Raw genomic sequence first — 24,230 nt, forward strand, 5'->3', positions numbered from 1 at the left:
GGTCAAGCTCCTTTTTTCTCAGACAGGGTGCGTTTTTCAATGCGTTTCTCAGGCGTCGCATTGAGCACGATGCGGTTCACGTAGATACCGGGCAGATGCACCGCATCCGGGTCAAACGTGCCGTTTTCGACAATCTCCTCGACCTCCACCACGGTGATCTTGCCGGCCATGGCCACCGCCGGGTTGAAGTTGCGCGCAGTGCGCCGAAAGATCAGGTTGCCACTTCTGTCGGCTTTGTAGGCCTTGACCAGCGACACATCGGGCACCAACGCGTGTTCCAGGATGTAGGCGTGGCCGTCAAACACCCGGCTCTCCTTGCCCTGGGCTACCAGCGTGCCCACACCGGTGCGCACATAAAAAGCCGGGATGCCAGCGCCACCGGCACGCAGCTTCTCGGCCAAGGTGCCTTGTGGTGTGAATTCCAGCTCCAGCTCACCGGCCAGAAACTGGCGCTCAAACTCCTTGTTTTCACCCACATAGCTGGAGATCATTTTTTTGATCTGACGGCTTTCCAGCAGCTTGCCCAGACCGAAACCGTCGACACCAGCGTTGTTGGAGATCACGGTCAGGTCTTTTTTGCCACTGTCACGTAAGGCATCAATCAGCGCCTCGGGGATGCCGCACAGGCCAAAACCGCCGACCGCCAGCAACTGGGCGTCCCGGACGATGCCACGCAGCGCGGCCGCTGCTGACGGGTAGATTTTGTTCACGCCAAGTTCTCCGGTGTTGGTGGTTGTGGCGCTAGCATACTACTTAGTTCACTACGTAGTTTTTCCTAAAGGACAACCCTAGGCCATGAATGACTTCGACTACCGCCTGGCGTTTGAGATGGCCCCGGTGGGCCTGGCGCTGTCACGCAACCGCACCATGGTGGACTGCAACCGCCACCTGTGTGACATGTTTGGTGCACACCGTGAACAGCTGGTGGGCCAGTCGTTTCAGCTGCTCTACCCCACAGTGCAGGAGTTCGAGCGCGCCGGTGCGCGCATCGCACCCCTGCTCAACCGCCACGGCACCTACGCGGACGACCGCATCATGAAGCGGCTCGACGGCCCCCACAAAAGCCAGCCCTTCTGGTGCCATGTGACCGGCCGTGCTTTGAACCAGGCCGCCCCGCATGAGGCCGGCATTTGGAGCTTTGAAGACCTCAGTGCCAGACGCCCGATGAAGGCCGAGTTGACAGCGCGCGAACGCGAGGTGGCAGCGCAGCTGATGGGGGGTCTGTCAAGCAAGGAAATTGGCCGCGCGCTGGGCATCAGCCACCGCACCGTGGAAATTTACCGGGCCAAGCTGATGCGAAAATACGCAGCTTCCAACACGGGTGACCTCGTGCACAAGCTGATGTCGGGCTAATGTCCTGAGTGGTACAGATATTGCAAAAACTTCTGTGACTTGTATCAAAGCATGCCCAACAAGTTCGCCACACACTCTGATTGCGTTCAACCCAAAGGAGAAATCATGGCTACAACCACCAAGAAGCCCGCCGCTGCAGCAGAAGCCAAACCAGCGGTCAAGAAAGCTGCCGCCACCAAGGCACCAGCAGCCAAAAAGGTGGCCGCTGCTGCGTTGGCACCTGCGGTCACAGCGCCTGTGGCAGCCACGGCCGCGCCTGAGGCCAGCCCAGCTGTTGCAGCCAAACCGGCTGCCAAGGCGCCTGCCAAAAAAGTCAGTGCTACAAAACTCAAACCCTCGTCAGCCCCGGCACCGGTGCTCACCAGCGAACAGCGCAACCACTACGTCTCGGTGGCGGCGTTCTACATCGCCGAGCGCCGTGGCTTCACCCTGGGCAACCCGGCAGACGACTGGCTGGCCGCTGAAGCTGAAGTGGATCGTCTGATTGCCAGCGGTCATTTCAGCGCCTGAGCCAAGTCTTCTTTTTTATAGCTACCAGCCCTTTATCCAAAAGGGCTAGCGCCTTTTTTATCGATCAACGGCAGCTTCCTCAGCTGACCACAGCGCGCAACCACTCGGGCAGTGCTACGGCTTTTTGCTGGGGAAAATCAATCCAGATGGTGGTGGCACCACCCGCCGCACAGATCACCCCCGGGCGGTCAGCACGTTCCATGGTGACCCAGGTCTCGAAGGTGGTGCGCCCCGGATCACTGGTGTAGAGCTTGGTTAGCACCTCCCCCGGGTAGGCCAGCTGTTTGTAGAAATTGCAGAACGCGTTGACGATCACCGGCCCCTGCCCGGTGGGTGTGGGCATGGCGGCAATGCTGTGCATCCAGTCCACCCGCGCGATTTCCAGGTACCTGAAGTAAGTCGCGTTGTTGACATGGTTGAGCGCATCCATGTCGCCCCAGCGGATCGGGATCAGCATCTCGTAGACCAGCTTCTTGTGCTCCGGAATCTCGATCTTCATGGTCTGCCCTTCCAATCTGTTGACTGCCACCGTGCCACCGGCCCTGTCCAGGCTGCCGGAGGCGCCAGAAACACCTCCATCACCAGCAGCGGCGCCTGTTGGCGCAAAAACACCGAACGCCGCGCCGACAGGCTGCGTGGTGCACCGGGGCGCACGCGCTGGATCTGCCTGGGCAAGGCCGTGTTGGGTTTGAACTGCTTGAACTGCATCGGCTTGCGGGTGATGCCCGAGCGCCTGAACAACACATCGGCCAGCGGCCGTGTGCCCAGGCCACGCACCGAGCGCCAGGCCCCCAGCGAGTGGGCATGGGCGGTGACACTGCGGGCAAACACCACAGGAACCCCATCCACCTTGAGCAGCACCTCGCGCACGTAACCGTCGCGCCGACCGGCCACACCCAGTGCCTGCGCCTCATCCACCGTCAAGGGCAGACGCCCCTGACGCAGCACCTGCACCGAAAAAACATCACCACTGGCAGCCAGACGTGCGCTCAGCGAGCCGGTCGCCGCCAGCCAACGCCCCAGGCCACCGTGGCCAAAGTTGTGCGGGGTCCAGCCACTCATCGGTGTGCCCTGATCGAGGCAAGGGTGCCCAAGGTGAACAGCAGCACGGCCAGCCACTGCGCAAATGTGGGCCAGTCGCCCTGCCAGACAAACGCGTAGAACAGGCCAAACAGGGTTTCGCTCACAATCAGCTGCCCGGCCAGACTGACACTCAAACGGCGGCTGGCCAGGTTCCACAACATGCTGCCAGCCCAGCCCGAGCCCACCCCGGTTGCTACACAGGCCATAGCTGCCAGCCCAATATTTTCCTGGGCTAGAAGCTCTTTTGGATCTGAACCGGCAATCAGCCACAAGACCAAGGCACCTACACCGGTGGCCATACCCATCCAGTTGGTCCACTGCGCCGCACTCACCTGCGGGTGGCGTTTGAGCCAAAGTGCGTTCAGCAGCGCAAAAACGGTCCAGCTGACCATGGCCACCACCGCCAACAACACACCCCACCAGAAATCAGCCCCATGCTGCGGCAACACCAGGGCATGGGCCAGGCTGGCCTGCATCATCAGTAACAAACCCGCTGCGGTCAGCACCAGCCCGGGCAGCAGGGCCGACCATTTGAGCCCGAGCGGTTTGCCCAGCAACATCACCCAGATCGGAATCGTGCCCACAATCAGTGTCGGCACTTCGGAGCCAGCCGCGTTGATCGCCTCGGCCAGCAACAGGTAGTAACCGGTGGCGCCCAGCAGGCTCATGCCCAGGGCGGTGGCCGCCTGCGACCAGGTCGGCAGGCTGTGGCTGCGCCGCCCCAGCAACATCATCAGAGTCGCCATCAGCCCGAAACTGACAAACCGCCCGGCGGTCAGGTCCACCGAGGACAAGCCCGGCGTCAACTGTGGCACCACAAACACCAAACCCCACAAGGCCCCCGCCCCGACCCCGGCGGCGATACCGATCCAGATGGCGCGGGAAGGTGCGTGGGTGGCGCTAGACCCCAAAACCATCATCAGCAGAAATCACAGCGCCGTTGATGAAATGGCTTTGGTCCGAACACAACATCACCAGCAGCGCGTCCAGGTCTTGCGGCTGACCGACGCGTTTGCGCGGCAGCATCTGCAGCAGCTTCTGGCCAGCATCCGTCTGCCAGTGGTGGTGGTTGATCTCGGTGTCGATGTAGCCCGGGCAGATGGCATTGACATTGATGCCGTGTTTGCCCCATTCCAGCGCCATGGCTTTGGTCATCTGGATCACCGCTGCCTTGCTCATCGCATAGACCCCGATCTTGGGCAGCACCCGCAAGCCAGCCACCGAGGCGACATTGATGATGCGCCCGCCGGTGAACGAGCCCGGAGCCTGCCCCTGGGCGCGCGCCAGCATGCGTTTGGCCACTTCCTGCGCCATGAAAAACGCGCCCTTGGTGTTGGTGTTGAAGACAAAGTCAAAGTCGGCCTCGCTCACGTCCTGCAGACGCTGGCTGGTGCTCACACCCGAGTTGTTGACCAGGATGTCGATCGAGCCGACCTCGGTCTCGGCGTGTGCCACGGCGGATTTGATGCTGTTGTGGTCGGTCACATCCAGTTCCAGCACATGGGCGTCCCCACCCTCACCGTCAATCTGGGCACGCAGCTCTTTGAGCTTGTCGATACGGCGGCTTGCCAGAACCACCGCCGCACCGGCGCTGGCCAGGGTACGTGCGAACTGGGCACCCAGGCCACTGGAGGCGCCTGTCACCAGGGCCACACGACCCGACAGATCAATGTTGTATGTCATGTTCTTCTTTCCAGAAAAATAGAACGACCGTTCTATTTAGTGCAGGTCCAGCCTCTAGAATTCGTTTTATCTTCGACAATCCGTCATCTGCAGCAGATGCGCTGCACTCTGACCATTATCCAGCGAGAACCACCATGACCCCCCAGGACATCCTAGCTCAGTACGGCCCACGCGAATCGATGGAATACGACATCGTCATCGTCGGCGGCGGCCCCGCTGGCCTGTCGAGCGCCATCCGCCTCAAACAACTTGCCACCGAACAAGGCAAAGAGGTCTCGGTGGTGGTGCTCGAAAAAGGCTCCGAGCCCGGTGCCCACATCCTCTCGGGCGCGGTGCTCGACCCGCAGTCCCTCACCGAGCTGTTCCCCGACTGGAAAGCCATGGGCGCGCCGCTGGACCAGCCGGTCACCGACGAGGCCATGCTGTTCCTGAGTGAAGGTGGCGCCTACCGCACGCCCAACTTTTTGTTGCCTGAATGCAGCCAGAACCACGGCAACTACATCATCAGTGTGGGCGCGCTGACCCGCTGGCTGGCCCAGCAGGCCGAAAACCTCGGTGTGGAAATTTTCCCGGGCTTTGCCGCCGCCGAGGTGTTGTATGACGAACAAGGTGCCGTGCGTGGTGTGGCCACCGGCAACATGGGCATCGAGAAAAACGGTGAACCCGGCCCCAACTTCCAGATCGGCATGGAGCTGCTGGGCAAATACACCATCTTTGCCGAAGGTGCGCGCGGCCACCTGGGCAAACAGCTGATTGCCAAATACCAACTCGACGCCGGTTGTGACCCGCAAAGTTACGGCATTGGCATCAAGGAACTCTGGGAAGTCGACCCGGCACGCCACGAACCCGGCTTGGTGGTGCACACCGCGGGCTGGCCGATGGACAACAAGACCTACGGCGGCTCCTTCCTGTACCACATGGCTGACAACAAGATCGCCCTGGGGTTCGTGACCGGTCTGAACTACGAAAACCCCTACCTGAGCCCGTTCGAGGAGTTCCAGCGCTGGAAAACCCATCCCAACATCCGCTGGTACCTGGAAAACTCAGCAGGCGAAGTCACTGCCAAAAGAATAGCGTATGGCGCCCGTGCTATCACGGCTGGCGGCCTGTTAGCCCTGCCAAAGACAGTGTTCCCGGGCGGTGCACTGGTGGGCTGTGACGCGGGTTTCCTGAATGTCAGCCGCATCAAGGGCACCCACGCCGCGATCAAGACCGGCATGCAAGCCGCCGAGGCGGCGTTCGAGGCCGTCACCAACGGCCGCCATCAGGACGAACTCAGCGCCTACCCGCAAGCGTTCAAAAACAGCTGGCTCTACACCGAGCTCAACAAAGCACGCAACTTCAAGGCCTGGTTCAAATACGGCCTGGGCGTAGGCACCCTGATGAACGGGCTGGAGCAGTTTGGCCTCAAGGGCAAGATGTCCTGGACCATCCACCGCGACAAGCCCGACCACGCCTACCTGAAGCCGGCCTCCGAATGCAAGCCGATTAACTACCCCAAACCCGATGGCAAGCTGACTTTTGACCGCCTCTCCAGCGTCTTCATCAGCAACGCCAACCACGAGGAAAACCAGCCCGCCCACCTGACGCTCAAAGACGCCAGCGTGCCGGTTGCCATCAACCTGGCCAAATACGCCGGGCCCGAGGCGCGTTACTGCCCGGCCGGTGTGTACGAGTTTGTCAAAGATGCCAACGGCGCCGACCAGCTGCAGATCAGTGCCCAAAACTGTGTGCACTGCAAAACCTGCGACATCAAGGACCCGACGCAAAACATCGTCTGGGTCACGCCAGAAGGCGGTGGCGGCCCCAATTACGCGGAGATGTGATGTCACCTTCCGTGCCTGTCAAACCCCATTGGTCCAGCGACCCGCAGGGGCGCTGGTACCGCTGGCGCGGCTACACCGTGCGCTGGCTGCTGTTTGGCCTGGTGGTCAATGTGTTCCAACCGGTGGCCGAGGATGTGGAATCCGTCTGGGTGGACAAGCTCTACCAGGCCTGGATCGGCCTGGTGTTTGGCGCTGCCTGTGCCGTGGTGTTCACGCTGGCCGAAAACCGCTTCAATACACCGCGTATCAAGTGGAAATCCTGGCTGATTGTGCTGGCCACCTGGCTCGGTGTGAAAGTGGCCTTTGTCAGCCTGATCGCGGTGGTGGACTGATTGAAGGGGCTGCGCCCCTGTCACACTGGGGGCAACCAGCTCAGGGGCGGCGGAACGCCACGCGTTGTGCAGCCCAATATTTGTTGTTGAGTGACTCCAGCCGGACCTCTCCACCGGTCGAGGGTGCATGCACAAAGCGCCCCTCCCCCACGTAGATGCCCGCATGGGTGACGGTGTCGCGCTGGGCAAACAAAACCACATCACCGGAACGGATCGCCTCACCCGCCACCGGTGCCCCCCAGAACTGGAGTTTGGCCACGGTGCGCGGCGGCACCACACCGGCGCGCGACCGGTACACATGGCTGATCAGCCCGCTGCAGTCAAAACCACTCTCGGGGGTGTTGCCACCATAACGGTAAGGTGTGCCCACCAGCCCGACGGCGTACAGGGTGACATCTCCGGCCAGCTCAGGCGTTAAACGCGATGGCAGCTCGGCGCTTGGCGGCGCGACTTCGCCCACCGAGGCCGGATAGGCTTGCCAGCCACGTTGTGACGGGGGTGGGCTGGCGCAGCCCGCCAGCAACAGCGCCAATATCAGCGTTGACAGTACAAGACGCCTGGGGTGGTCCCAGCTGCCAACCGTTGGGTGAGAGGGTGTTTGGCGCAAAGCTCTTGTCACTTCCAGCGCACCGCCAACAACACCATCAGCGCCACACCAATCGACCACAACAACCAGACCTGCGACACCGCGTAGGGAAACACCATCAAGGCAAAACCAATCACGGTGAATTCGGCGCGTTTGGTTTGTTTGCCACGGCGAAAGGCCAGCAAACCAACCAGCAGAAACACCACGATGCCGGTGATGAATGCGGTCTGGTTGGACACCAGGCCCAGAAAGAGCGTTTTGTTCGAATCATTCATGCTGCAAGCGTCAACCCGTTGGAACAAAACCGCATTATCGGTGGTGCAGTTAGAATTCCGCGCGTCAGGAGAGAGCCGCCCCACCGTTTGGTGTCCGGGCAGCCGCCGAAGGCGCAGAACCGCTGATTGCAGTCGTTTGAACGCTCAGGCAAAAGGACTGACAAACGTCACACCCGGTACCGGGTGTTGACGCATCCCCACTGGAGAGAGACACACCCAACCTGATGTGGTTTGTGTGTCCACCGAAGGAGCAACCCGCAGTCGACCCGCCATCTGGTGGGTCTTGGCCCGGCGAATCTCTCAGGTAAAGCGGACAGCGGGGGCAGCCTGTGACAAAACAGCCGTTGTGTCATGGTTTTTTTGGTCTGCCCCTGGAGTGCCTGATGTCCGCATCACCTGAATCGCTTTTGAACGTTCCCCTCAATGACCTGCACATCGCCTTGGGTGCGCGCATGGTGCCGTTTGCCGGCTACAGCATGCCGGTGCAATACCCGGCCGGCCTGATTGCCGAGCACAAACACACCCGCACAGCCGCTGGCCTGTTTGATGTATCACACATGGGCCAGTTGCGCCTGGTCGGCCCCGATGCGGCCGCCGCGCTGGAAAGCCTGCTGCCGGTCGACGTGATCGACCTGCCCATCGGCAAACAACGCTACGGCCTGCTGCTCAACGAGGACGGCGGCATCATCGACGACCTGATGTTTTTCCGCAAAGCAGCTGACGAGATTTTTGTCATCGTCAACGGCGCCTGCAAGGTGGGTGACATCGCCCACATCCAGGCCAAGATCGGCAACCGCTGCCAGGTCATCCCGATGTCCGAATTTGCCCTGTTGGCATTACAAGGCCCACAAGCCGTCACCGCCCTGTCCCGCTTGGCTCCGGGCGTGGAGAAGCTGGTGTTCATGACCGGCGGCAACTTCACGGTCAACACCGGCACCCAAACCATCAACGTGTTCCTGACCCGCAGCGGCTACACCGGTGAAGACGGTTTCGAGATCTCGGTGCATGCTTCCGAAGCCCTGGCGCTGGCCAACGCCCTGCTGGCCCAACCCAAAGTCAAACCGATTGGCCTGGGCGCGCGCAACTCGCTGCGCCTGGAAGCCGGTCTGCCGCTCTATGGCAACGACATCGACGCCAGCACCACACCGGTCGAAGCCAGCCTGAACTGGGCCATGCAGAAGGTACGTCGTACCGACGGCGCCCGTGCTGGCGGCTTCCCTGGCGCTAGCAAAATACTAGCTCAACTGGCAGATCCAGCAAGGGCTACAAGCCGAAAACGTGTTGGATTGATCGCGCTGGAGCGTATTCCCGTGCGTGAACACACCGAATTGCAAGACCAGAGCGGCGCCCGTGTCGGTGAAGTCACCAGCGGCCTGCTGGGCCCCACCATCGACAAACCCATCGCCATGGGCTACCTGCCGCCTGCCTTGGCAAGCATTGGCACCCAGGTCAACGCCATCGTACGTGGCAAGCCAGTGCGCATGGAGGTGGTGGCCATGCCCTTTGTGCCGACCAACTATTTCCGCGGGTAGCCCCGGCGCGAATGCTCAACAATGAAATCTCCAACATCGGCTAGCAGCGTGCGTTGGGTGCGTAATGCAGCGAAATAAAGGAGGAGGTTTGGGGCAGTAGCCCCAAGCCGGGGGACATTCGCGAAGTTACGCACACAGCGCGCGTTGCGGGTAAATAAACACAGTTCAAGTTACATTTTTCTACGTTTCAATTCACTTTACGGAGCACCACATGACCATCAAATTCACCCCCGACCACGAATGGGTCCAAATCGACGGCAACAACGCCACCGTGGGCATCACCCACCATGCGCAGGACGCGCTGGGCGACGTGGTCTTTGTTGACCTGCCCGAAGTTGGCAAAACCTATGCTGCCAAAGACGCCGCTGCGGTGGTCGAATCTGTCAAAGCTGCCGCTGACGTCTACATGCCCGCCAACGGCACCGTCACCGAAGTCAACGAAGCCCTGCGCGCCGATCCCGCTTTGGCCAATACCGACCCGCTGGGCGCAGGCTGGTTCTTCAAGATGACACTGAGCAACCCGGCCGAACTCGACGGCCTGATGGACGAAACCAGCTACACCAGCTTTGCCGCTGACGCACATTAAAACTGCAGCCTGCCGCCGCCAGTGACCTGACTGGCGGCGCCCGCCCTGCTCTGCATCCTGTGATGGCCTTGTCTGGCCGCGTTTCCCGCCTGTTGTTTTGTCACCTCTGAGTCACCGCCATGCCCAACACCCCACCCCTGTCCGAACTTGAAAACAGCAGCGAATTCATCGCCCGCCACATTGGTGTGGACGCGGCCGATGAAGCCGTCATGCTGCAAGCCGTGGGCGCTGCCTCGCGCGCCGAACTGATCAACGAAATCGTGCCTGGCAGCATCCGCCGCAGCCAGCCCATGGCGATCCCACCCGCCATCACCGAGGCCGCTGCACTGGCCGAACTCAAAACCATTGCCGCCAAGAACAAGGTGGCCAAGAGTTACATCGGCCAGGGTTATTACGACACCCTGACCCCGGGTGTGATCCTGCGCAACATCCTTGAAAACCCGGCCTGGTACACGGCCTACACCCCCTACCAGGCTGAAATCAGCCAGGGCCGCATGGAAGCGCTGGTGAACTTCCAGACCATGATCACCGACCTGACCGCCATGCCGATGGCCAACGCCTCGATGCTCGACGAGGCCACCGCTGCTGCCGAGGCGATGACGCTGGCGCTGCGCATGAGCAAGTCCAAGTCGACCACCTTTTTTGTCGACAACGAGGTGCTGCCGCAGACCCTGGAAGTGATCCGCACCCGCGCCGAGCCGCTGGGTATCACCGTCAAAACCTGCACCGGCGACGAGGCCCTGGCCGACGAGAGTTTTGCGGTGCTGCTGCAATACCCCGGCGTGAGCGGTGTGGTGCGTGACGACCGCGAATGGATCGCCAACTACAAGGACAAAGGTGGCGTGGTGATTCTGGCCGCCGACCTGCTGGCGCTCACCCTCTTGACACCACCCGGTGAACTCGGCGCCGACATCGCGATTGGCACCACCCAGCGTTTTGGCATGCCCATGGGCAACGGCGGCCCACACGCCGCCTACATGGCCTGCCGCGACGAGTTCAAACGCAGCATGCCCGGCCGTCTGGTGGGTGTCAGTGTCGACGTGCACGGCAACCCGGCCTACCGGCTGGCGTTACAAACGCGTGAACAACACATCCGCCGCGAAAAAGCCACCTCAAACATCTGCACCGCGCAGGTGCTGCCCGCCGTCATCACCAGCATGTACGCGGTCTACCACGGCCCGCAGGGCTTGAAACGCATCGCCCAACGCGTGGCCAGCCTGACCGCTGTGCTGGCCGCTGGCCTGGAGTCGCTGGGCTACACCGTGGCCAATGCCACCGCGTTTGACACCCTCACCGTGGAAACCGGCGACGCTACCGCTTCGATAGCTAACAATGCCCTGCAGGCGGGGGCTAACCTGCGTTTGGTCTCCAAAGATAGCCTGGGCATCTCGCTCGACGAGACCAGCACCCGCGCTGACGTGGAAGCCCTGTGGTCCTTCTTTGCCGACGCGGTGAGTGGCTGGCCCAACACCGCCCGCCGTGGTGAAACCGGTGGCCGGGGTCGCACCTTGACCTTTGCCCAGGTGGAACCGATGGCCGACTCCTTGCTGCCCGCGAAGTTGCTGCGCACCAGCGCCTACCTGAGCCACCCGGTGTTCAACAGCTACCACTCTGAGACCGGCATGCTGCGTTACATCCGCCGCCTGTCGGACTTTGACCTGGCGCTGGACCGCACGATGATCCCGCTGGGCAGCTGCACCATGAAGCTCAACGCCACGTCCGAGATGATCCCGATCACCTGGCCCGAGTTCGCAGGCATCCACCCGTTTGCCCCGGCCGACCAGCGCCAAGGGTATGCCGAGCTGGACGCGCAGCTGCGCGCCTGGTTGTGCCAGGCCACCGGCTACGCAGGCATCAGCCTTCAGCCCAACGCGGGCAGCCAGGGTGAATACGCCGGCATGCTGGCCATTCGCGGTTACCACGCCTCACGTGGTGAAGCGCACCGCAACATCTGCCTGATCCCAAGCAGCGCGCACGGTACCAACCCCGCCAGCGCCACGATGGTCGGTATGAAGGTGGTCGTGACCGCCTGTGACGCCCTGGGCAATGTCGACATGGCCGACTTGAAAGCCAAATGTGAACAGCACAGCGCCAATCTGGCCGCGATGATGATCACCTACCCCAGCACCCACGGTGTGTTCGAAACCAATGTCAAGGAACTCTGCGCGCTGGTGCACAGCCACGGCGGACGCGTTTATGTGGATGGCGCCAACATGAACGCACTGGTTGGCCTGGCCGCACCGGGTGAGTTTGGTGGTGACGTGAGCCATTTGAACCTGCACAAGACCTTCTGCATCCCGCACGGCGGTGGCGGCCCCGGTGTCGGCCCGGTGTGTGTGGTGGCTGATCTGGTGCCCTTTCTGCCCGGCCATGCTGCCGGTGGTCTGGCTGGCTCTGGCGTGGGGGCTGTGTCAGCTGCACCTTTGGGCAATGCGGCCGTGCTACCGATCAGCTGGATGTACTGCCGCATGATGGGTGCAGCGGGCCTGCAAGCCGCGACCGAAGTGGCCATCTTGAGTGCCAACTACATCAGCGCACGCCTCAAAGACCACTTCCCCACGCTCTACACCAGTGTGCCGGTGGACGGCAAACCGGGTCGTGTGGCGCACGAATGTATTCTGGACGTGCGCCAACTCAAAGAGGCCACCGGTGGTGCCAACGGCATCAGCGCCGAGGACGTGACCAAACGCCTGATGGACTATGGCTTTCACGCGCCCACGCTGAGTTTCCCGGTGCCCGGCACGCTGATGGTGGAGCCCACCGAGAGCGAAACGCTCGAAGAACTCGACCGTTTCATCGACGCGATGATCGCCATCCGTGCCGAGATCGCCCAGGTCGAACAAGGTGTCTGGCCGCAGGACAACAACCCGCTCAAAAACGCGCCACACACCGCCGCTGCGCTATTGGAAGAAGAGTGGACCAAGCCCTATAAACGAGGGCTGGCGGCCTTTCCGGTGCCCAGCCTCAAACAAAGCAAGTACTGGCCACCGGTCGGCCGTATCGACAACGTTTATGGTGACCGCAACCTGTTCTGCTCGTGTGTGCCGGTGGGTGAATAGACCCTGAGGGTTTCGGCCCTCTGTGAAGCTTGTTGGAAGGTCGTACCTGTCATGGGGGCGACCTTTTTCTTTGGGCGCGAGGCGCCGCTAGACTCACGTTGCACTGAACAACATAGTCAGGAGGCCAGATTGACCAAGGAATCGCTTCGCATCGTGACCTGGAACTGCAACGGGGCACTGCGCAAAAAGTGTGACCGACTCTCTGACCTCCAAGCGGATGTCTACGTGATTCAGGAATGTGAAGACCCCAGCCAAACCGCTGACGCAGCGTACACCGCCTGGTGCGGCAAGCACCTGTGGGTCGGCACGCACAGAAGCAAAGGCATCGGCGTCTTCGCGTCAGGCGATCTGACCCTGCAGGCAGTCCCCCTCGATGTGGGCCGCTTGGAACTGTTTCTACCCTGCATCGTCAACGGCGACTGGCCGCTGCTGGCCACTTGGACCAAGAAGGCCAACTCTTCCACCTTTGGCTACATCGGGCAGTTGTGGAAGTTCCTGCAGATACATCAAACCTTTCTGATTCATCCGCGCGCCATGCTCATAGGCGACCTCAACAGCAATACCCAGTGGGATCAGTGGGACCGCTGGTGGAACCACTCCGATGTTGTGCGTGAGCTGTCTGAACTGGGCCTGGAGAGTTGTTATCACCGGCACTACTCAGAGGTGCAAGGCAAGGAAACCCGGCCTACGTTCTTTCTGCACCGAAACGCTGAGAAGCCTTACCACATCGACTATGGCTTCGCGGCACCGCAATGGGTCGTGCAAAACGTGACCCTTGGCACCAACGCAGACTGGCTGGCAGACAGTGACCACTTGCCCCTGGTCTTTGCTTTGGAGCGGTCAGACTGACGTCAAAAACAAAGGCACACAACGCCTCTTTGTGATATTGTCGGCAATATCATGAAAATCCGCGCTGTGCTGGACACCAACATCCTGGTAGCTGGTATTTCCAGCCAGCTCGGTGCATCGTTTGTGCTGCTGACACATGCCTTGAACCGGCGCTTTGAGCTGGTCGCTTCGCCAGCGCTGTGGCTCGAATACGAGGCGGTGCTCAAACGCCGCGAGATCATGATCCTGCATGGCCTGGCGGCCAACGATGTGGATGACATCCTGAACGCCTTGGCAGCGGTTGTGACACCCGTCCAATCGCATTATTTGTGGCGGCCGCAGCTGCGTGACCCCAACGATGAGATGGTGCTGGAGGCTACCGTCAATGGCCACGCCGACTATCTGGTGACGCTGAATGTGAGAGATTTCACATTGGCAACGAGTCGCTGGCAGTTCAAGCTGCTGTCACCTGGCCTCTTTTTACGTTTATTGGAGAACACATCATGAGCCAAGTCGCCCTGCGTTTGCCCGACTCACTGCACCAACACGCCAAGCAACTGGCGGCCCAAGATGACGCCTCGCTCAACCAATTCATCGTGACAGCTGTTGCCGAGAAGATTTCGGCCCTCAACACCGAGGCCTTTTTCCAAGAGCGCGCCCGCCGCAGCGACCAGGACAAAGCGGTGGCTGCCCTAGCCAAAGTTCGGCGGCTTGCACCACAAGCGGGTGACGAACGCTGAGCCGGTGCACACACACGCCCAGGTCCTGGATACGGCCCGCTTGCATCCGTTTCGCGGCCAGTCCCGTCATTAAAAAAACCGCCTGGGTAACCCCGGCGGTTTTTTTGTTGGGCGGGTCGAGCAGACCCGAGCGCCAGCTCAGGCCTTGCGCTGTTTGAGTGCGGTCTGGATCTGGCGCACATCCATGCCGAGTTCGGCGGCAAAGTCTTCCACGGTCTTGCCGCTGGCATCAAAGGCCCGCAGCAGGGCGGCCTGGCGGGCACGTTGCTGTTCCACCTCGTCAATCACCTCGTCGAGTAAGGCGGCGACTTTCTCATCCAGCGTGGTCAGGCGCGACAGGTAGTCCTGGCGGGTCAGGCCGCTGGCCTGGTAGGCGCTCAGCATCTGCTTGCGCAGTTTGGGCAACAGGTCTTCGTCAGAGCGCGCCTGGCGGCGCTGGAACACTTCCACGATCGACAGCAGCACATGCTCGGGCGCCACCGGCTCCACCACCTGGCCTAACAAGTCATGGCGCGGCAGGCCTTGGGCCACACTTTGCAAATAACGGGTAGAACGGGTGTGCACACCGAGTGCCAGCTTGAGCTCGTCCTTGGCAAACACTTCCGGGTGGGCCGCCAGCAGGTCCTGGAACACACCCAGCTTGAGCGGCACAAAACGCTGGCCAAACAGATGGGGGTACAGCTCAAACAGCTTCTCCAGCACCGGCTGGGCGCTGGCAAAGCGGTTTTTGCCCTTGGCGGGTGGTGTGCTGGCAGCTGCTGGCGCAGTGGCCGGGGCAAGGTTCTCCGAAGGTGAAGCGGTCATGGTCTCAGCGGAAACTGGCAGGATATCGGTCATGGCGTGGATCGGGTCGATCAGTTTGTTTAACCCGCGATTGTCATTCAAAGCGAGACTTCACTGGCATACTCAACGCCATGAAGCCCGCCAAATCGTCACCCACCCAAGAAGCTGGTCCAGGAAACCCCAGCTTGAGCGAGCTGCTGGCGGCTTACAAAAGTTCCAAAGGGCACTTTGACGAACTCGCGGGTGTGGTGTCAAACGGCGCTTTGCCCGGCCCCGAAGACACTACACAAAACATAGCTGCCATCCCTTTTATCACAAGGGATTGGGGCGATTTCTTCGCCACATTGCGCGACGACACCGCCGCCGACATGAACCAGCGCAGCATGGCGCTGGCGCGCCAGATCCGTGACAACGGCATCACCTACAACGTCTATGCCGACGAGAACGGTCCACAGCGCCCCTGGTCACTGGACCTGTTCCCGCTGCTGGTGGATGCAGCGAGCTGGCAACACATTGAGGCCGGTGTGCTGCAACGTGTACGCCTGCTGGAGCGGGTCATGGCCGATGTCTATGGCCCGCAAGAGCTGCTGGCCTCGGGCTTTTTGCCACCGGCCCTGGTACACGGCCACCCCGGTTATTTACGCGCCATGCACGGCATCCGGCCCGTGGGTGGGCGTTATTTGCACATTGCCGCGTTTGACATGGCGCACGGCCCCGATGGCAACTGGTGGGTGGTGGGGCAACGCACCCAGGCGCCCTCGGGCCTGGGTTACCTGCTGGAAAACCGCCTGGCGATCTCGGCCCAGTTTGGCACCGCTTTTGACAGCCTCAGAGTGCAGCGCCTGGCCAGCACCTACCGCGCGCTGATGGACAGCCTGCGCACCCTGAGCCCGATGGGGATGGATGCACACCTGGCCCTGCTGACCCCCGGCCCCTACAACGAAACCTATTTTGAACACGCCTACCTGGCGCGTTACCTCGGCCTGACCCTGGTCGAAGGCAGTGACCTGCTGGTGCGTGACGAGCGCCTGTTCCTCAAGACCCTCAAAGGCCTGGTGCCGGTGCACGGCCTGCTCAAACGTGTGGACGACCAGTACATGGACCCGCTGGAGTTGCGCGCCGACTCCACCCTGGGTGTGCCGGGCCTGCTGCAGGCAATCCGTGCGGGCAACGTGCTGGTGGCCAACACGCCCGGTTCGGCGTTTCTGGAGTCGCCCGCGCTGCTGGGCTTTTTGCCCGCGCTGTCGCGCCACCTTTTTGACGAAGAGCTGCGCCTGCCCGCCCTGCCCACCTGGTGGTGTGGTGAGAGCAGCGCCATGTTTGACGCCATGGTGCGGTTGCAGGAATGCGCCATCAAACCCACCTACCCGGGCTCCAGCAGCCACGCCAGTTTTGACGCAGTGCTGGGCGCCCGCCAGACACCCCAGTTGCTCAACGAGTGGGCTGGCCGTGTTGCCCGCCACCCCGAAGAACACACGGTGCAGGCCTACACCCCGCTGTCGCAAATGCCCACCTGGCAGGCCGAGCCAGACAAACAGCCCGGCCTGGTGCCGCGCTCGGTGATGCTGCGGGTGTTTGCGGTGTCTGACGGTGAACAGGGCTGGCGCGTGTTACCCGGCGGCTTGGCCCGCGTGGCCAGCAGTTCACAAGAGATCACCTCAATGCAGCACGGCGGCAGCAGTGCCGACGTCTGGGCGCTGACCACCGGCGAGGTGGACCACGCCACCCTGCTGCACCCGCACCTGACACCCGAGAGCCTGATGCAGCGCAAGCGCCTGGTCACCAGCCGCGCCGCTGAAAACCTGTTCTGGCTGGGCCGTTACACCGAACGCACCGAAAACGCGCTGCGCCTGGCGCGCCTGACCCTGGAATGCCTGCACGGTGAAGACCCCTCGGGTGTGCCGCTGCTGACCTGGCTGGGCCAGATGGCGGTGGCCAACACCCTGGTACTGCCCGGTGTACCCACTCCCTTGCAGGCGCCCCGGGTGTTTGAACGCGCCCTGATCGACAGCCTGGGCAGCACCCGCAACGCCACCAGCGTGGGCTTTTATCTGCGGGCCCTGAAAATGGCCGCGTCGAGCGTGCGTGAACGCCTGTCGCAAGAACACTGGCGCATCATCACCCGTGCCGAAGAGGTGCTGTTTGCCCGTTTTGCCGAACACCGCCAGCGCGGTGACTTTCCGGTGCAGCAGGCGCTGCAGATCCTCAAGGACACCAGCGACCACATGGCCGCGATCACCGGCGCCCAGACCGACCGCATGACCCGCGACGACGGCTGGCGCCTGCTGAGCATTGGCCGCCACATCGAGCGCCTGGGCTTTTTGTCCACCGCGCTGAACCAAGCGCTGGCCTGCAAGAGCCTGGAGACCGACAGCGGCTTTGACGCCATGCTGGAACTGTTTGACAACGCCATCACCTTCCATGCCGAGTTCCAGCAAAGCCGCGACATGGCGGCGATGATTGACCTGCTGGTGATCGACCGCGACAACCCGCGCTCGGTGTCCTGGGTGGCCCACACCCTGCGCGGCCGCCTGGCCAAGCTGGCTGGCAGCGATGCCAACCAGCTCTCGCCCTTGGCACTCAAGGTGCCCAACCCCAATGCCTGGGGGCTGGCGCAACTGTGTGAAGTGGCCCCCGACCTGGTGACACCGGCCATGGCCGGTACAAGCGGCGCCACGCCCCAGTACGAGCTGCTCAGATCGGTGCTGCAGCAGTGCGGCAACGCCGCCTACGAGGTCTCGGAAGACATCAGCGCCACCTATTTCACCCATGCAGGCCTGAGTAACCACAGCGTTGGCTTTTTATGAAGCTCAGCATCACCCATGAAACGATGTACGACTACCGCCCGGCGGTAGAGACGGCACAACACATGGCCTACCTGACACCGCGCGACCTGCCCAGCCAGCAGTTGCTGCACCACCTGCTGGAGATCACACCCCAGCCCGCCCAGATCAGCAGCACCGAGGACGTGTTTGGCAACACCCGGCATTTTTTCTCCTTGCAGGTGCCACACCGTCGGCTGCAGGTGGTGGCCACCAGCGAGGTCACCACCCAAACCAGCACCCTGCCCCGCCACCTGACCAGCTGGGAGGTGGTGCGCGAACGCTTTCGTTACCACGCGGCGGCGGTGTTTGACGCCGCCAACGAGTTTGTTTTTGCCTCCAGCATGGCGCCGCACCACAGCGACTTTGCGGCCTACGCGCGGCCCAGCTTCCCGCCCGGCCAGAGCCTGCTGCTGTGTGCGCTGGACCTGATGCACCGCATCTACCACGACTTCAGCTACGAGAGCCTGAGCACCGAAGTCAACACCCCGGCGCTTCAGGCCCTGGCGCAGCGCAAAGGGGTGTGCCAGGACTTTGCCCACATTTTTGTCGCCTGCCTGCGCTCCATGGGCCTGGCCGCAAGGTACGTCAGCGGTTACCTGCTGACCAATCCGGCTCCGGGCACGGTCAAGTTGCGCGGCAGCGATGCCTCCCACGCCTGGGCCTCGGTCTACCTGCCGGCCCAAAGCGCCAGCAACGACTTGCCCGCACTGCCCGCCTGCTGGGTTGACCTGGACCCCACCAACGACCGCGCGGGCTGGCCCTCTCCCGGTGAGGACTATGTGACCCTGGCCATTGGCCGCGATTTCTCTGACGTGTCACCGATGCGCGGTGTGATCCATGGCGGCGCCAGCCATGTGCTCACCGTGGGTGTGACGGTGGAGCCGGTGCCATCGATCAGTTTTGGCTCGGAACAAAGCCAAACGCAATCCCAAAGCCAAAGCCAATCGCAGTCACAAAGACAGGGCCCGCCCCCTGCAGCCGCCAAGTCCGGCGAGCCATCACGCGAACAGGGCCTGTAGCCACCTCGCTAGCGCCCTGCCCGATGCTGCGAGTTTGGGGTTTCGCCCGTCTCAAGCACGGCGAACCAGCCGTCTGAGGGACAATAGCGGCTTTGCCTGATCTTGTTTACCGCCCTGCCCCCCACTTCTATGACCTACTGCGTCGCCATCAAACTCAATGCCGGACTGGTGTTCCTGTCCGACTCACGCACCAACGCCGGGCTGGACCAGATCAGCACCTTTCGCAAGATGATCGTCTACGAAAAGCCCGACGACCGCTTCATGGTGCTGCTGTCGGCGGGCAACCTGAGCATTTCGCAGTCGGTGCGCGAAATCTTGCAGGTCGAAAAACTCAAGGACAACGACGACGAAGACGGCCTGACCATCTGGAACGCCAAAAGCATGTTTGACGCCGCCCGCGTGCTGGGCTCGGCCATCCGCCATGTGTACGAGCGCGACGCCGCGTCACTCAAGCTCGCCGGGGTCGACTTCAACGTCAGCCTGATTTTTGGCGGCCAGATCAAGGGTGAAGGCATGCGCCTGTTCCAGGTCTACTCGGCTGGCAACTTCATCGAAGCCACCCCAGAGACACCTTACTTCCAGGTCGGTGAATCCAAATACGGCAAACCGGTGCTTGACCGTGTCATCACCCCGCATACCCCGCTCGACGAGGCCGCCAAGTGCGCCCTGGTGTCGATGGACTCCACCCTCAAGTCCAACCTGTCGGTGGGCCTGCCGCTGGACCTGGTGGTCTACGAGGCCGACCGCTTCCAGACCGACAAGGTGGTGTGTATTGACGAGAACAACCCCTACTTCCAGATGCTGCACAACAGCTGGGGCGCCAAGCTGCGCGAGGTGTTTGACAGCATCGAAGACCCGATGTGGAACGGCGAAGCCACCGACGTGCCGCTGATGCAGAACGCCGGCCGCAGCCTGCCCCTGAAAAAAATCACCACCCCGCAAGAGAAACTGATCTGAAGATCGTTTTTTCACACGCCAACAGTTTTGGCGCCAGCACCTACCGCCTGATGTTTCAGGCGCTGCAGGCGCGTGGCGTGGTGACGCATGCGGTGGATCAGTTTGGCCACGACCCGCTTTACCCGGTCACCAGCAACTGGCCGCACCTGGTGCGGCAACTGCTGGACTTTGCCCGGCCTGTGGTTGCGCAAGCGGGTGAACCCCTGTTTTTTGTCGGCCACTCTTTGGGCGGTTTTCTGAGCCTGATGGCCGCGGCCAGGGCGCCGGATCTGGCGCGCGGTGTGCTGCTGCTGGACGCCCCCATTCTGGGTGGCTGGCGAGCCAACCTGGTGGGTGTGGCCAAACGCACCCAGTTGGTGGGCGCCATCTCACCCGGCAAGGTCAGCCGCAACCGGCGCAACCAGTGGCCCGACGCCGCAGCAGCCCTGGCCCACTTCCAGAGCAAACACGCTTTTGCCCAGTGGCATCCGCAGGTGCTGGCCGACTACATCAGCCATGGCACGGTCGACGCGTTGGTGGATGGTGAACCCCGGCGTGTGCTGCGTTTTGAGCGTGAGGTCGAAACCGCCATCTACAACACCCTGCCCGACAACCTGGACGCCATGCTGCGCCAGCACCCGGTGCGCTGCCCAGTGGCCTTTATTGGTGGCACCCGCTCGGCCGAGATGAAACAGGTGGGCATGGCCCTGACACAACGCGTGACGCACGGCCGCACCATGATGCTTGACGGCAGCCACCTGTTTCCGATGGAGCAGCCGCTGGTGACCGCCGCCGCCATCGAGGCCGCGCTGTTGAACCTGTCTGCCCTGCAGTTCTGATCAGGGGGCTTAGGCCGCCCAGGTCACCAGACCGCTCCAGGCGGTAGCCAGCACCACCAGGCCAAAAACAATGCGGTAGTAGGCAAAACCAACAAAACTGTGGGTTGAAATAAAACGCAGCAGCCAGCGAATACACAGCCAGGCGCTCAGGAACGACACCACCAGCCCAACCCCGAACAATGGCAAGTCTGCTACAGACAACAGAGCGCGCTCCTTATACAGGCTATAGGCTCCCGCCCCAATCAGCGTAGGAATCGCGAGGTAGAACGAAAAATCGGTAGCCGCCTTGCGCGACAGGCCCATCAACATGCCACCAATGATGGTGGCGCCACTGCGGCTGGTGCCCGGAATCATGGCAAAACACTGCACCAGGCCAACCTTCAAAGCGTCCATCGGTGTCATGGCATCCACGTCCTGAATACGTGCCACGGCCGGGTTTTTCTCCTGGCGGCGCTCGGCCCACAAAATGATGAAACCACCAATGATGAAGGTGCTGGCCACCACCACCGGGGTGAACAGATGGGCCTTGATGACCTTGCCAAACAGCAGCCCCAAAATCACCGCAGGCAAAAAGGCAATCACCACATTCAGCGCAAAACGCTGCGCCTGTTTGTCGGTGGGCAAAGCCACCACGGTGTCGCGGATCTTTTGCCAATAAACCAGAATCACCGCAAAAATGGCACCGGTCTGGATGGCAATGTCAAACACCTTGGCTTTGTCGTCATCAAAACCCAACAGCGCCCCTGCCAGAATCAGGTGGCCGGTGGATGAAATGGGCAAAAACTCGGTCAAACCCTCTACCAGCCCCATGATGGCGGCCTTGATCAGCAACACAATATCCACGCGCACTCCTTCTTTTGTTGCGGCATTATCACAGCGCGCATGTCTGGCCCATTCGTGGGATCATGCATGCCATTTCTGACAAACACACGACATGACTGACACGCTGGCGCTCCAATCCGTTCCACTGTTTCCGCTGAGTACGGTGCTGTTTCCAGGCGGCTATTTGCCGCTGCAGATTTTTGAGGTGCGTTACCTCGACATGGTAGGCAAATGTTTCAAAACCGGCGCACCGTTTGGTGTGGTCACCTTGAACCAGGGCAGCGAGGTGCGCCAGCCTCCCAGCAGCCTGCCAGACAACGCCCAGGTGGCTGACGAGATTTTTTATCCCACTGGCACCCTGGCGCGTATTACCGCGCTGAGCCGACCGCAGCCCGGCCTGATGCTGATCCAGTGCACCGGCGCACAGCGCTTTACCGTCAAAACACACCAGCTCCTCAAACACGGCCTGTGGGTGGCCGATGTGAACCTGCTGCCCGCCGACCAGAGTGTGCCCATCCCGCCCGATCTGCAGGCGGTGGCCAGCACCCTGCTGCGGGTCATCAACACCCTGCTTGAGCAAGAGCTGCCCGCTGACCAGATGCCAATCCATGAACCCTACCGCCTGGACGACTGCGCCTGGGTAGCCAACCGCTGGTGTGAGCTGCTGCCCATGCCGCTAGAACTCAAACACCAGCTGATGGCGCTAGACAACCCGCTGGTGCGCCTGGAGCTGGTGAGCGACCTGCTGGAGCGCAACGGCATCGCCACCTGAAGTTACATCAAACAAAGCGTTTGCAAGGCTTGCCAAGTGGCCCCATTTGGCACACGATAGCGCACTGCTTTCAGCCCCCACGACAACCGCACCCACCGAGCACCCACCATGAGCATCCGCTACGCCAACGTCCTCAACCACCTGCCCGAAACCAAGATGCGCCTGTACCCCACCAAGGTGATCAACATCATTGGTGGCCCGGGCAGTGACAAGTCGCTGTTTTCAGCGGCCATCGTGTTGCACCTGAGCCTGCAGGGCAAAACGGTGGAAACCATTCCCGACTTTGCCAAGTCGCTGGTCTGGCAGCAAAACTTTGAGGTGTTAAAAAACCAGTACTTCATTGCCCAGCGACAGTTTGAGATGCTCAACCTGATCGACGGCCAGGTGCACTTTTTGATTACCGAATGCTCTTTGCCCCAGGTGCTGTTCTACAACGAGAACTACTCGGAAAACATCTGCGACATTGCCAAAACCCGCGAGCAGATCCTGCAGTGGTACCGGCAAAACGACAACGTCAACGTGCTGGTGAAACGTGGCGACAAAAAATACGTGCGCTCAGGCCGTTTTCAGGACGAAGAACAGGCGCGTGAGGTAGACCAGGGCCTGCGTGAGATTTTGGTGCGTGAACGCCTGCCCTTCACCGAGCTGGCGCCCGACCTCAAAGCCATCCACGCGTTTGCCAACACGCTGCTGGTTTAGTCCGTGGGCCGGGGCCTCAGCCCCGGTGGCAGCCAGGCTGAAAAATAGGCGTTGATCTGCGCCTCATGCCGCTGCCACCAGACGCCCAAGGCCACCACACCCAGCCCCAGCAGGCTCAGCACAAAGGCAAAACCCAGGCTGTCACCAAACACCCGGTGTGACAGATAGCCCAGGTAAATCGCCACGCCCAGCCCACCAAACACAGTGAACACCCGCCGCCCGATGACCGCCCCGGCGAACACCAGCAGCAGGTTGATCAGGCAATACAAGGCCTTGCCCAACTCAGAGTCCGAGTCGCGCAGGCTCAGGCCACCCCAGAACATGATCGTGCCAAACAGGTACAGCCAAAACGCATAGTCCTGCCGCCATTCGGCCTCTAAGGCCTGGCGGCTGCGGGCATCGACCCACAGCGCGATAAACACCGTGGCAATGCCAAACACCAGCGACACATCGCGGGTGAACTCCCAGTCCCAATAACCCACGTCCGACCATATGGCCTGTGCCACATCCATGCTCATGTACCACAGCGTCACCGCAATCGGCATCACCATGAACGGCAGGCGGTAGCGCCACAACATCACCACACCGGCGGCCAGCGTCACAAACTCGAGCGTGAGCCAGCGCCAGTTGATGTGCGTGTGATAGGCCGAATAACTGGCTGGCCCGCCCGGCGGCCACCAGCCCAGGCCATGCTGGGCACACCACACCACCAGCGGCACCAGCACCACCGCCAGCGTGGCCAAAATGCCCGCAGGCACGCGCAGCTGGCGGCTTGCCAGGTGGTCGGCCACCTTCAGGCAGGCCAGCAGATAGGCCGCACTCAGCAGCATCAAGCCCCAGGGGCCAAAAGCGTCCCAGCTCAGGCGCAAAAACAGCGTCATGGCGCCAATGGCCACCATCCCGCCAAAGTAATACAGCGTGTTGGTGAAGCTGAAAGCTGGCCCGGCAGGCGCCGCAGCCGGTGATGGCCCGCCAGCCCCCGCCACCGGCTGCGCCAGCCGCGACCAGCGCGCCCACAAGGCATCGGCCTGCTGGCGGGTGATCAGCCCGTCCAACACGGCCTGGCTCAGGTCGGCCGGGCCAAGCCGCACCTGGGCGGGTTGATCGGGGTTGGGAGCGCGCGGTGGGGACATGGCTATAGG

26 protein-coding genes and 2 riboswitches are annotated in these 24,230 nt (G+C 61.8%); of the genes, 16 read left to right on the plus strand and 10 right to left on the minus strand.

The genetic code is table 11. The features are described 5' to 3' along the window. Positions 1-2: 2 nt before the first annotated feature. A complete protein-coding gene (locus tag KKO72_RS01180; protein WP_214934602.1) occupies positions 3-710 on the minus strand; it encodes a CoA transferase subunit A in 708 nt (235 codons plus the stop codon). Positions 711-795: 85 nt separating this feature from the next. Here KKO72_RS01180 and KKO72_RS01185 point away from each other — a divergent pair, with 85 nt between their 5' ends. Together KKO72_RS01185 and KKO72_RS01190 are read left to right on the plus strand one after the other, a co-directional pair. Then, positions 796-1,353, plus strand: coding sequence for a LuxR C-terminal-related transcriptional regulator (locus KKO72_RS01185; protein WP_214934604.1), 558 nt, complete (start codon positions 796-798; stop codon positions 1,351-1,353). 105 nt (positions 1,354-1,458) lie between these two features. Further along, the gene (locus KKO72_RS01190; protein WP_214934607.1) at positions 1,459-1,863 is read left to right on the plus strand and encodes a DUF2934 domain-containing protein; all 405 of its coding nucleotides are present in this window, start codon (positions 1,459-1,461) and stop codon (positions 1,861-1,863) included. Positions 1,864-1,942: 79 nt separating this feature from the next. Here KKO72_RS01190 and KKO72_RS01195 read toward each other — a convergent pair whose 3' ends face one another. The 4 genes from KKO72_RS01195 to KKO72_RS01210 are packed head-to-tail and all read right to left on the minus strand — an operon-like array spanning position 1,943 to position 4,629. Next, positions 1,943-2,362: a thioesterase family protein gene (locus tag KKO72_RS01195; protein ID WP_214934610.1), complete on the minus strand. Its 420-nt coding sequence runs from the start codon at positions 2,360-2,362 to the stop codon at positions 1,943-1,945. Beyond that, positions 2,359-2,925, minus strand: coding sequence for a chorismate lyase (locus KKO72_RS01200; protein WP_214934613.1), 567 nt, complete (start codon positions 2,923-2,925; stop codon positions 2,359-2,361). The genes KKO72_RS01195 and KKO72_RS01200 overlap by 4 nt, the downstream gene beginning before the upstream one ends. Next, positions 2,922-3,866 (minus strand): DMT family transporter, encoded by a 945-nt coding sequence (locus KKO72_RS01205; protein WP_251140367.1) that lies wholly within the window; start codon positions 3,864-3,866, stop codon positions 2,922-2,924. Before KKO72_RS01205 ends, KKO72_RS01200 begins: the two co-directional genes overlap by 4 nt. After that, positions 3,847-4,629 (minus strand): SDR family oxidoreductase, encoded by a 783-nt coding sequence (locus tag KKO72_RS01210; RefSeq protein ID WP_214934615.1) that lies wholly within the window; start codon positions 4,627-4,629, stop codon positions 3,847-3,849. The genes KKO72_RS01205 and KKO72_RS01210 overlap by 20 nt, the downstream gene beginning before the upstream one ends. Positions 4,630-4,763: 134 nt before the next feature. On the opposite strand from KKO72_RS01210, the gene KKO72_RS01215 reads away from it, so the two are divergent. Continuing rightward, entirely contained in the window at positions 4,764-6,455 is a 1,692-nt protein-coding gene (locus KKO72_RS01215) for an electron transfer flavoprotein-ubiquinone oxidoreductase (protein WP_214934618.1), read from the plus strand. Then, complete coding sequence (locus tag KKO72_RS01220; protein ID WP_214934621.1) at positions 6,455-6,787, plus strand: hypothetical protein; 333 nt, start codon at positions 6,455-6,457, stop codon at positions 6,785-6,787. Before KKO72_RS01215 ends, KKO72_RS01220 begins: the two co-directional genes overlap by 1 nt. A 40-nt stretch (positions 6,788-6,827) precedes the next feature. On the opposite strand, the gene KKO72_RS01225 is transcribed toward KKO72_RS01220, so the two are convergent. Then, a complete protein-coding gene (locus tag KKO72_RS01225; protein WP_214934713.1) occupies positions 6,828-7,325 on the minus strand; it encodes a C40 family peptidase in 498 nt (165 codons plus the stop codon). A 77-nt stretch (positions 7,326-7,402) separates the two neighbouring features. Next, complete coding sequence (locus tag KKO72_RS01230; RefSeq protein ID WP_214934624.1) at positions 7,403-7,648, minus strand: hypothetical protein; 246 nt, start codon at positions 7,646-7,648, stop codon at positions 7,403-7,405. A gap of 55 nt (positions 7,649-7,703) precedes the next feature. Beyond that, a riboswitch (glycine riboswitch) is annotated at positions 7,704-7,818 on the plus strand. A 20-nt stretch (positions 7,819-7,838) separates the two neighbouring features. Beyond that, a riboswitch (glycine riboswitch) is annotated at positions 7,839-7,975 on the plus strand. Between the two features lie 56 nt (positions 7,976-8,031). On the opposite strand from KKO72_RS01230, the gene gcvT reads away from it, so the two are divergent. The 6 genes from gcvT to KKO72_RS01260 all read left to right on the plus strand — a co-directional run bounded on the left by gcvT (position 8,032) and on the right by KKO72_RS01260 (position 14,393). Next, positions 8,032-9,180 (plus strand): glycine cleavage system aminomethyltransferase GcvT, encoded by a 1,149-nt coding sequence (gene gcvT / locus KKO72_RS01235; RefSeq protein WP_214934627.1) that lies wholly within the window; start codon positions 8,032-8,034, stop codon positions 9,178-9,180. Between the two features lie 211 nt (positions 9,181-9,391). Beyond that, positions 9,392-9,766 carry a glycine cleavage system protein GcvH gene (gcvH, locus tag KKO72_RS01240; RefSeq protein ID WP_214934630.1) on the plus strand — a complete coding sequence of 125 codons (375 nt, stop codon included), beginning with the start codon at positions 9,392-9,394 and terminating at the stop codon, positions 9,764-9,766. Between the two features lie 119 nt (positions 9,767-9,885). Then, the gene (gcvP, locus tag KKO72_RS01245) at positions 9,886-12,825 is read left to right on the plus strand and encodes an aminomethyl-transferring glycine dehydrogenase (RefSeq protein WP_214934633.1); all 2,940 of its coding nucleotides are present in this window, start codon (positions 9,886-9,888) and stop codon (positions 12,823-12,825) included. Between the two features lie 129 nt (positions 12,826-12,954). Beyond that, positions 12,955-13,674, plus strand: a complete 720-nt coding sequence (locus KKO72_RS01250; RefSeq protein ID WP_214934635.1) for an endonuclease/exonuclease/phosphatase family protein — start codon at positions 12,955-12,957, stop codon at positions 13,672-13,674. 51 nt (positions 13,675-13,725) lie between these two features. Next, positions 13,726-14,160, plus strand: a complete 435-nt coding sequence (locus KKO72_RS01255; RefSeq protein ID WP_214934638.1) for a putative toxin-antitoxin system toxin component, PIN family — start codon at positions 13,726-13,728, stop codon at positions 14,158-14,160. Continuing rightward, on the plus strand, positions 14,157-14,393 hold the full coding sequence (locus KKO72_RS01260; RefSeq protein ID WP_214934641.1) for a YlcI/YnfO family protein: 237 nt from the start codon (positions 14,157-14,159) through the stop codon (positions 14,391-14,393). Before KKO72_RS01255 ends, KKO72_RS01260 begins: the two co-directional genes overlap by 4 nt. A gap of 138 nt (positions 14,394-14,531) precedes the next feature. Here the strand turns inward: KKO72_RS01260 and KKO72_RS01265 are convergent, their stop codons facing one another. Continuing rightward, entirely contained in the window at positions 14,532-15,278 is a 747-nt protein-coding gene (locus KKO72_RS01265; RefSeq protein WP_251140368.1) for a ProQ/FINO family protein, read from the minus strand. 29 nt (positions 15,279-15,307) lie between these two features. Here KKO72_RS01265 and KKO72_RS01270 point away from each other — a divergent pair, with 29 nt between their 5' ends. The 4 genes from KKO72_RS01270 to KKO72_RS01285 all read left to right on the plus strand — a co-directional run bounded on the left by KKO72_RS01270 (position 15,308) and on the right by KKO72_RS01285 (position 20,795). Next, positions 15,308-17,983 (plus strand): circularly permuted type 2 ATP-grasp protein, encoded by a 2,676-nt coding sequence (locus KKO72_RS01270; protein ID WP_214934644.1) that lies wholly within the window; start codon positions 15,308-15,310, stop codon positions 17,981-17,983. Further along, the gene (locus KKO72_RS01275; protein ID WP_214934647.1) at positions 17,980-19,020 is read left to right on the plus strand and encodes a transglutaminase family protein; all 1,041 of its coding nucleotides are present in this window, start codon (positions 17,980-17,982) and stop codon (positions 19,018-19,020) included. The genes KKO72_RS01270 and KKO72_RS01275 overlap by 4 nt, the downstream gene beginning before the upstream one ends. Before the next feature lie 129 nt (positions 19,021-19,149). Beyond that, the gene (locus KKO72_RS01280) at positions 19,150-19,977 is read left to right on the plus strand and encodes a proteasome-type protease (RefSeq protein WP_214934650.1); all 828 of its coding nucleotides are present in this window, start codon (positions 19,150-19,152) and stop codon (positions 19,975-19,977) included. Positions 19,978-19,979: 2 nt separating this feature from the next. Further along, positions 19,980-20,795: an alpha/beta fold hydrolase gene (locus KKO72_RS01285; protein ID WP_214934717.1), complete on the plus strand. Its 816-nt coding sequence runs from the start codon at positions 19,980-19,982 to the stop codon at positions 20,793-20,795. 9 nt (positions 20,796-20,804) lie between these two features. Here KKO72_RS01285 and KKO72_RS01290 read toward each other — a convergent pair whose 3' ends face one another. Continuing rightward, positions 20,805-21,638, minus strand: coding sequence for an undecaprenyl-diphosphate phosphatase (locus KKO72_RS01290; RefSeq protein ID WP_214934653.1), 834 nt, complete (start codon positions 21,636-21,638; stop codon positions 20,805-20,807). Between the two features lie 91 nt (positions 21,639-21,729). On the opposite strand from KKO72_RS01290, the gene KKO72_RS01295 reads away from it, so the two are divergent. Further along, the gene (locus tag KKO72_RS01295; protein ID WP_214934656.1) at positions 21,730-22,389 is read left to right on the plus strand and encodes an LON peptidase substrate-binding domain-containing protein; all 660 of its coding nucleotides are present in this window, start codon (positions 21,730-21,732) and stop codon (positions 22,387-22,389) included. A 108-nt stretch (positions 22,390-22,497) separates the two neighbouring features. Continuing rightward, positions 22,498-23,088: a hypothetical protein gene (locus KKO72_RS01300; RefSeq protein WP_078366001.1), complete on the plus strand. Its 591-nt coding sequence runs from the start codon at positions 22,498-22,500 to the stop codon at positions 23,086-23,088. On the opposite strand, the gene KKO72_RS01305 is transcribed toward KKO72_RS01300, so the two are convergent. Then, on the minus strand, positions 23,085-24,230 hold a 1,146-nt coding region (locus KKO72_RS01305; RefSeq protein ID WP_371736796.1), incomplete at its 5' end, for a hypothetical protein. The genes KKO72_RS01300 and KKO72_RS01305 overlap by 4 nt on opposite strands.

Source organism: Rhodoferax sp. U11-2br (genome assembly GCF_018619435.1).
Taxonomy (GTDB): Bacteria; Pseudomonadota; Gammaproteobacteria; order Burkholderiales; family Burkholderiaceae_C; genus Rhodoferax.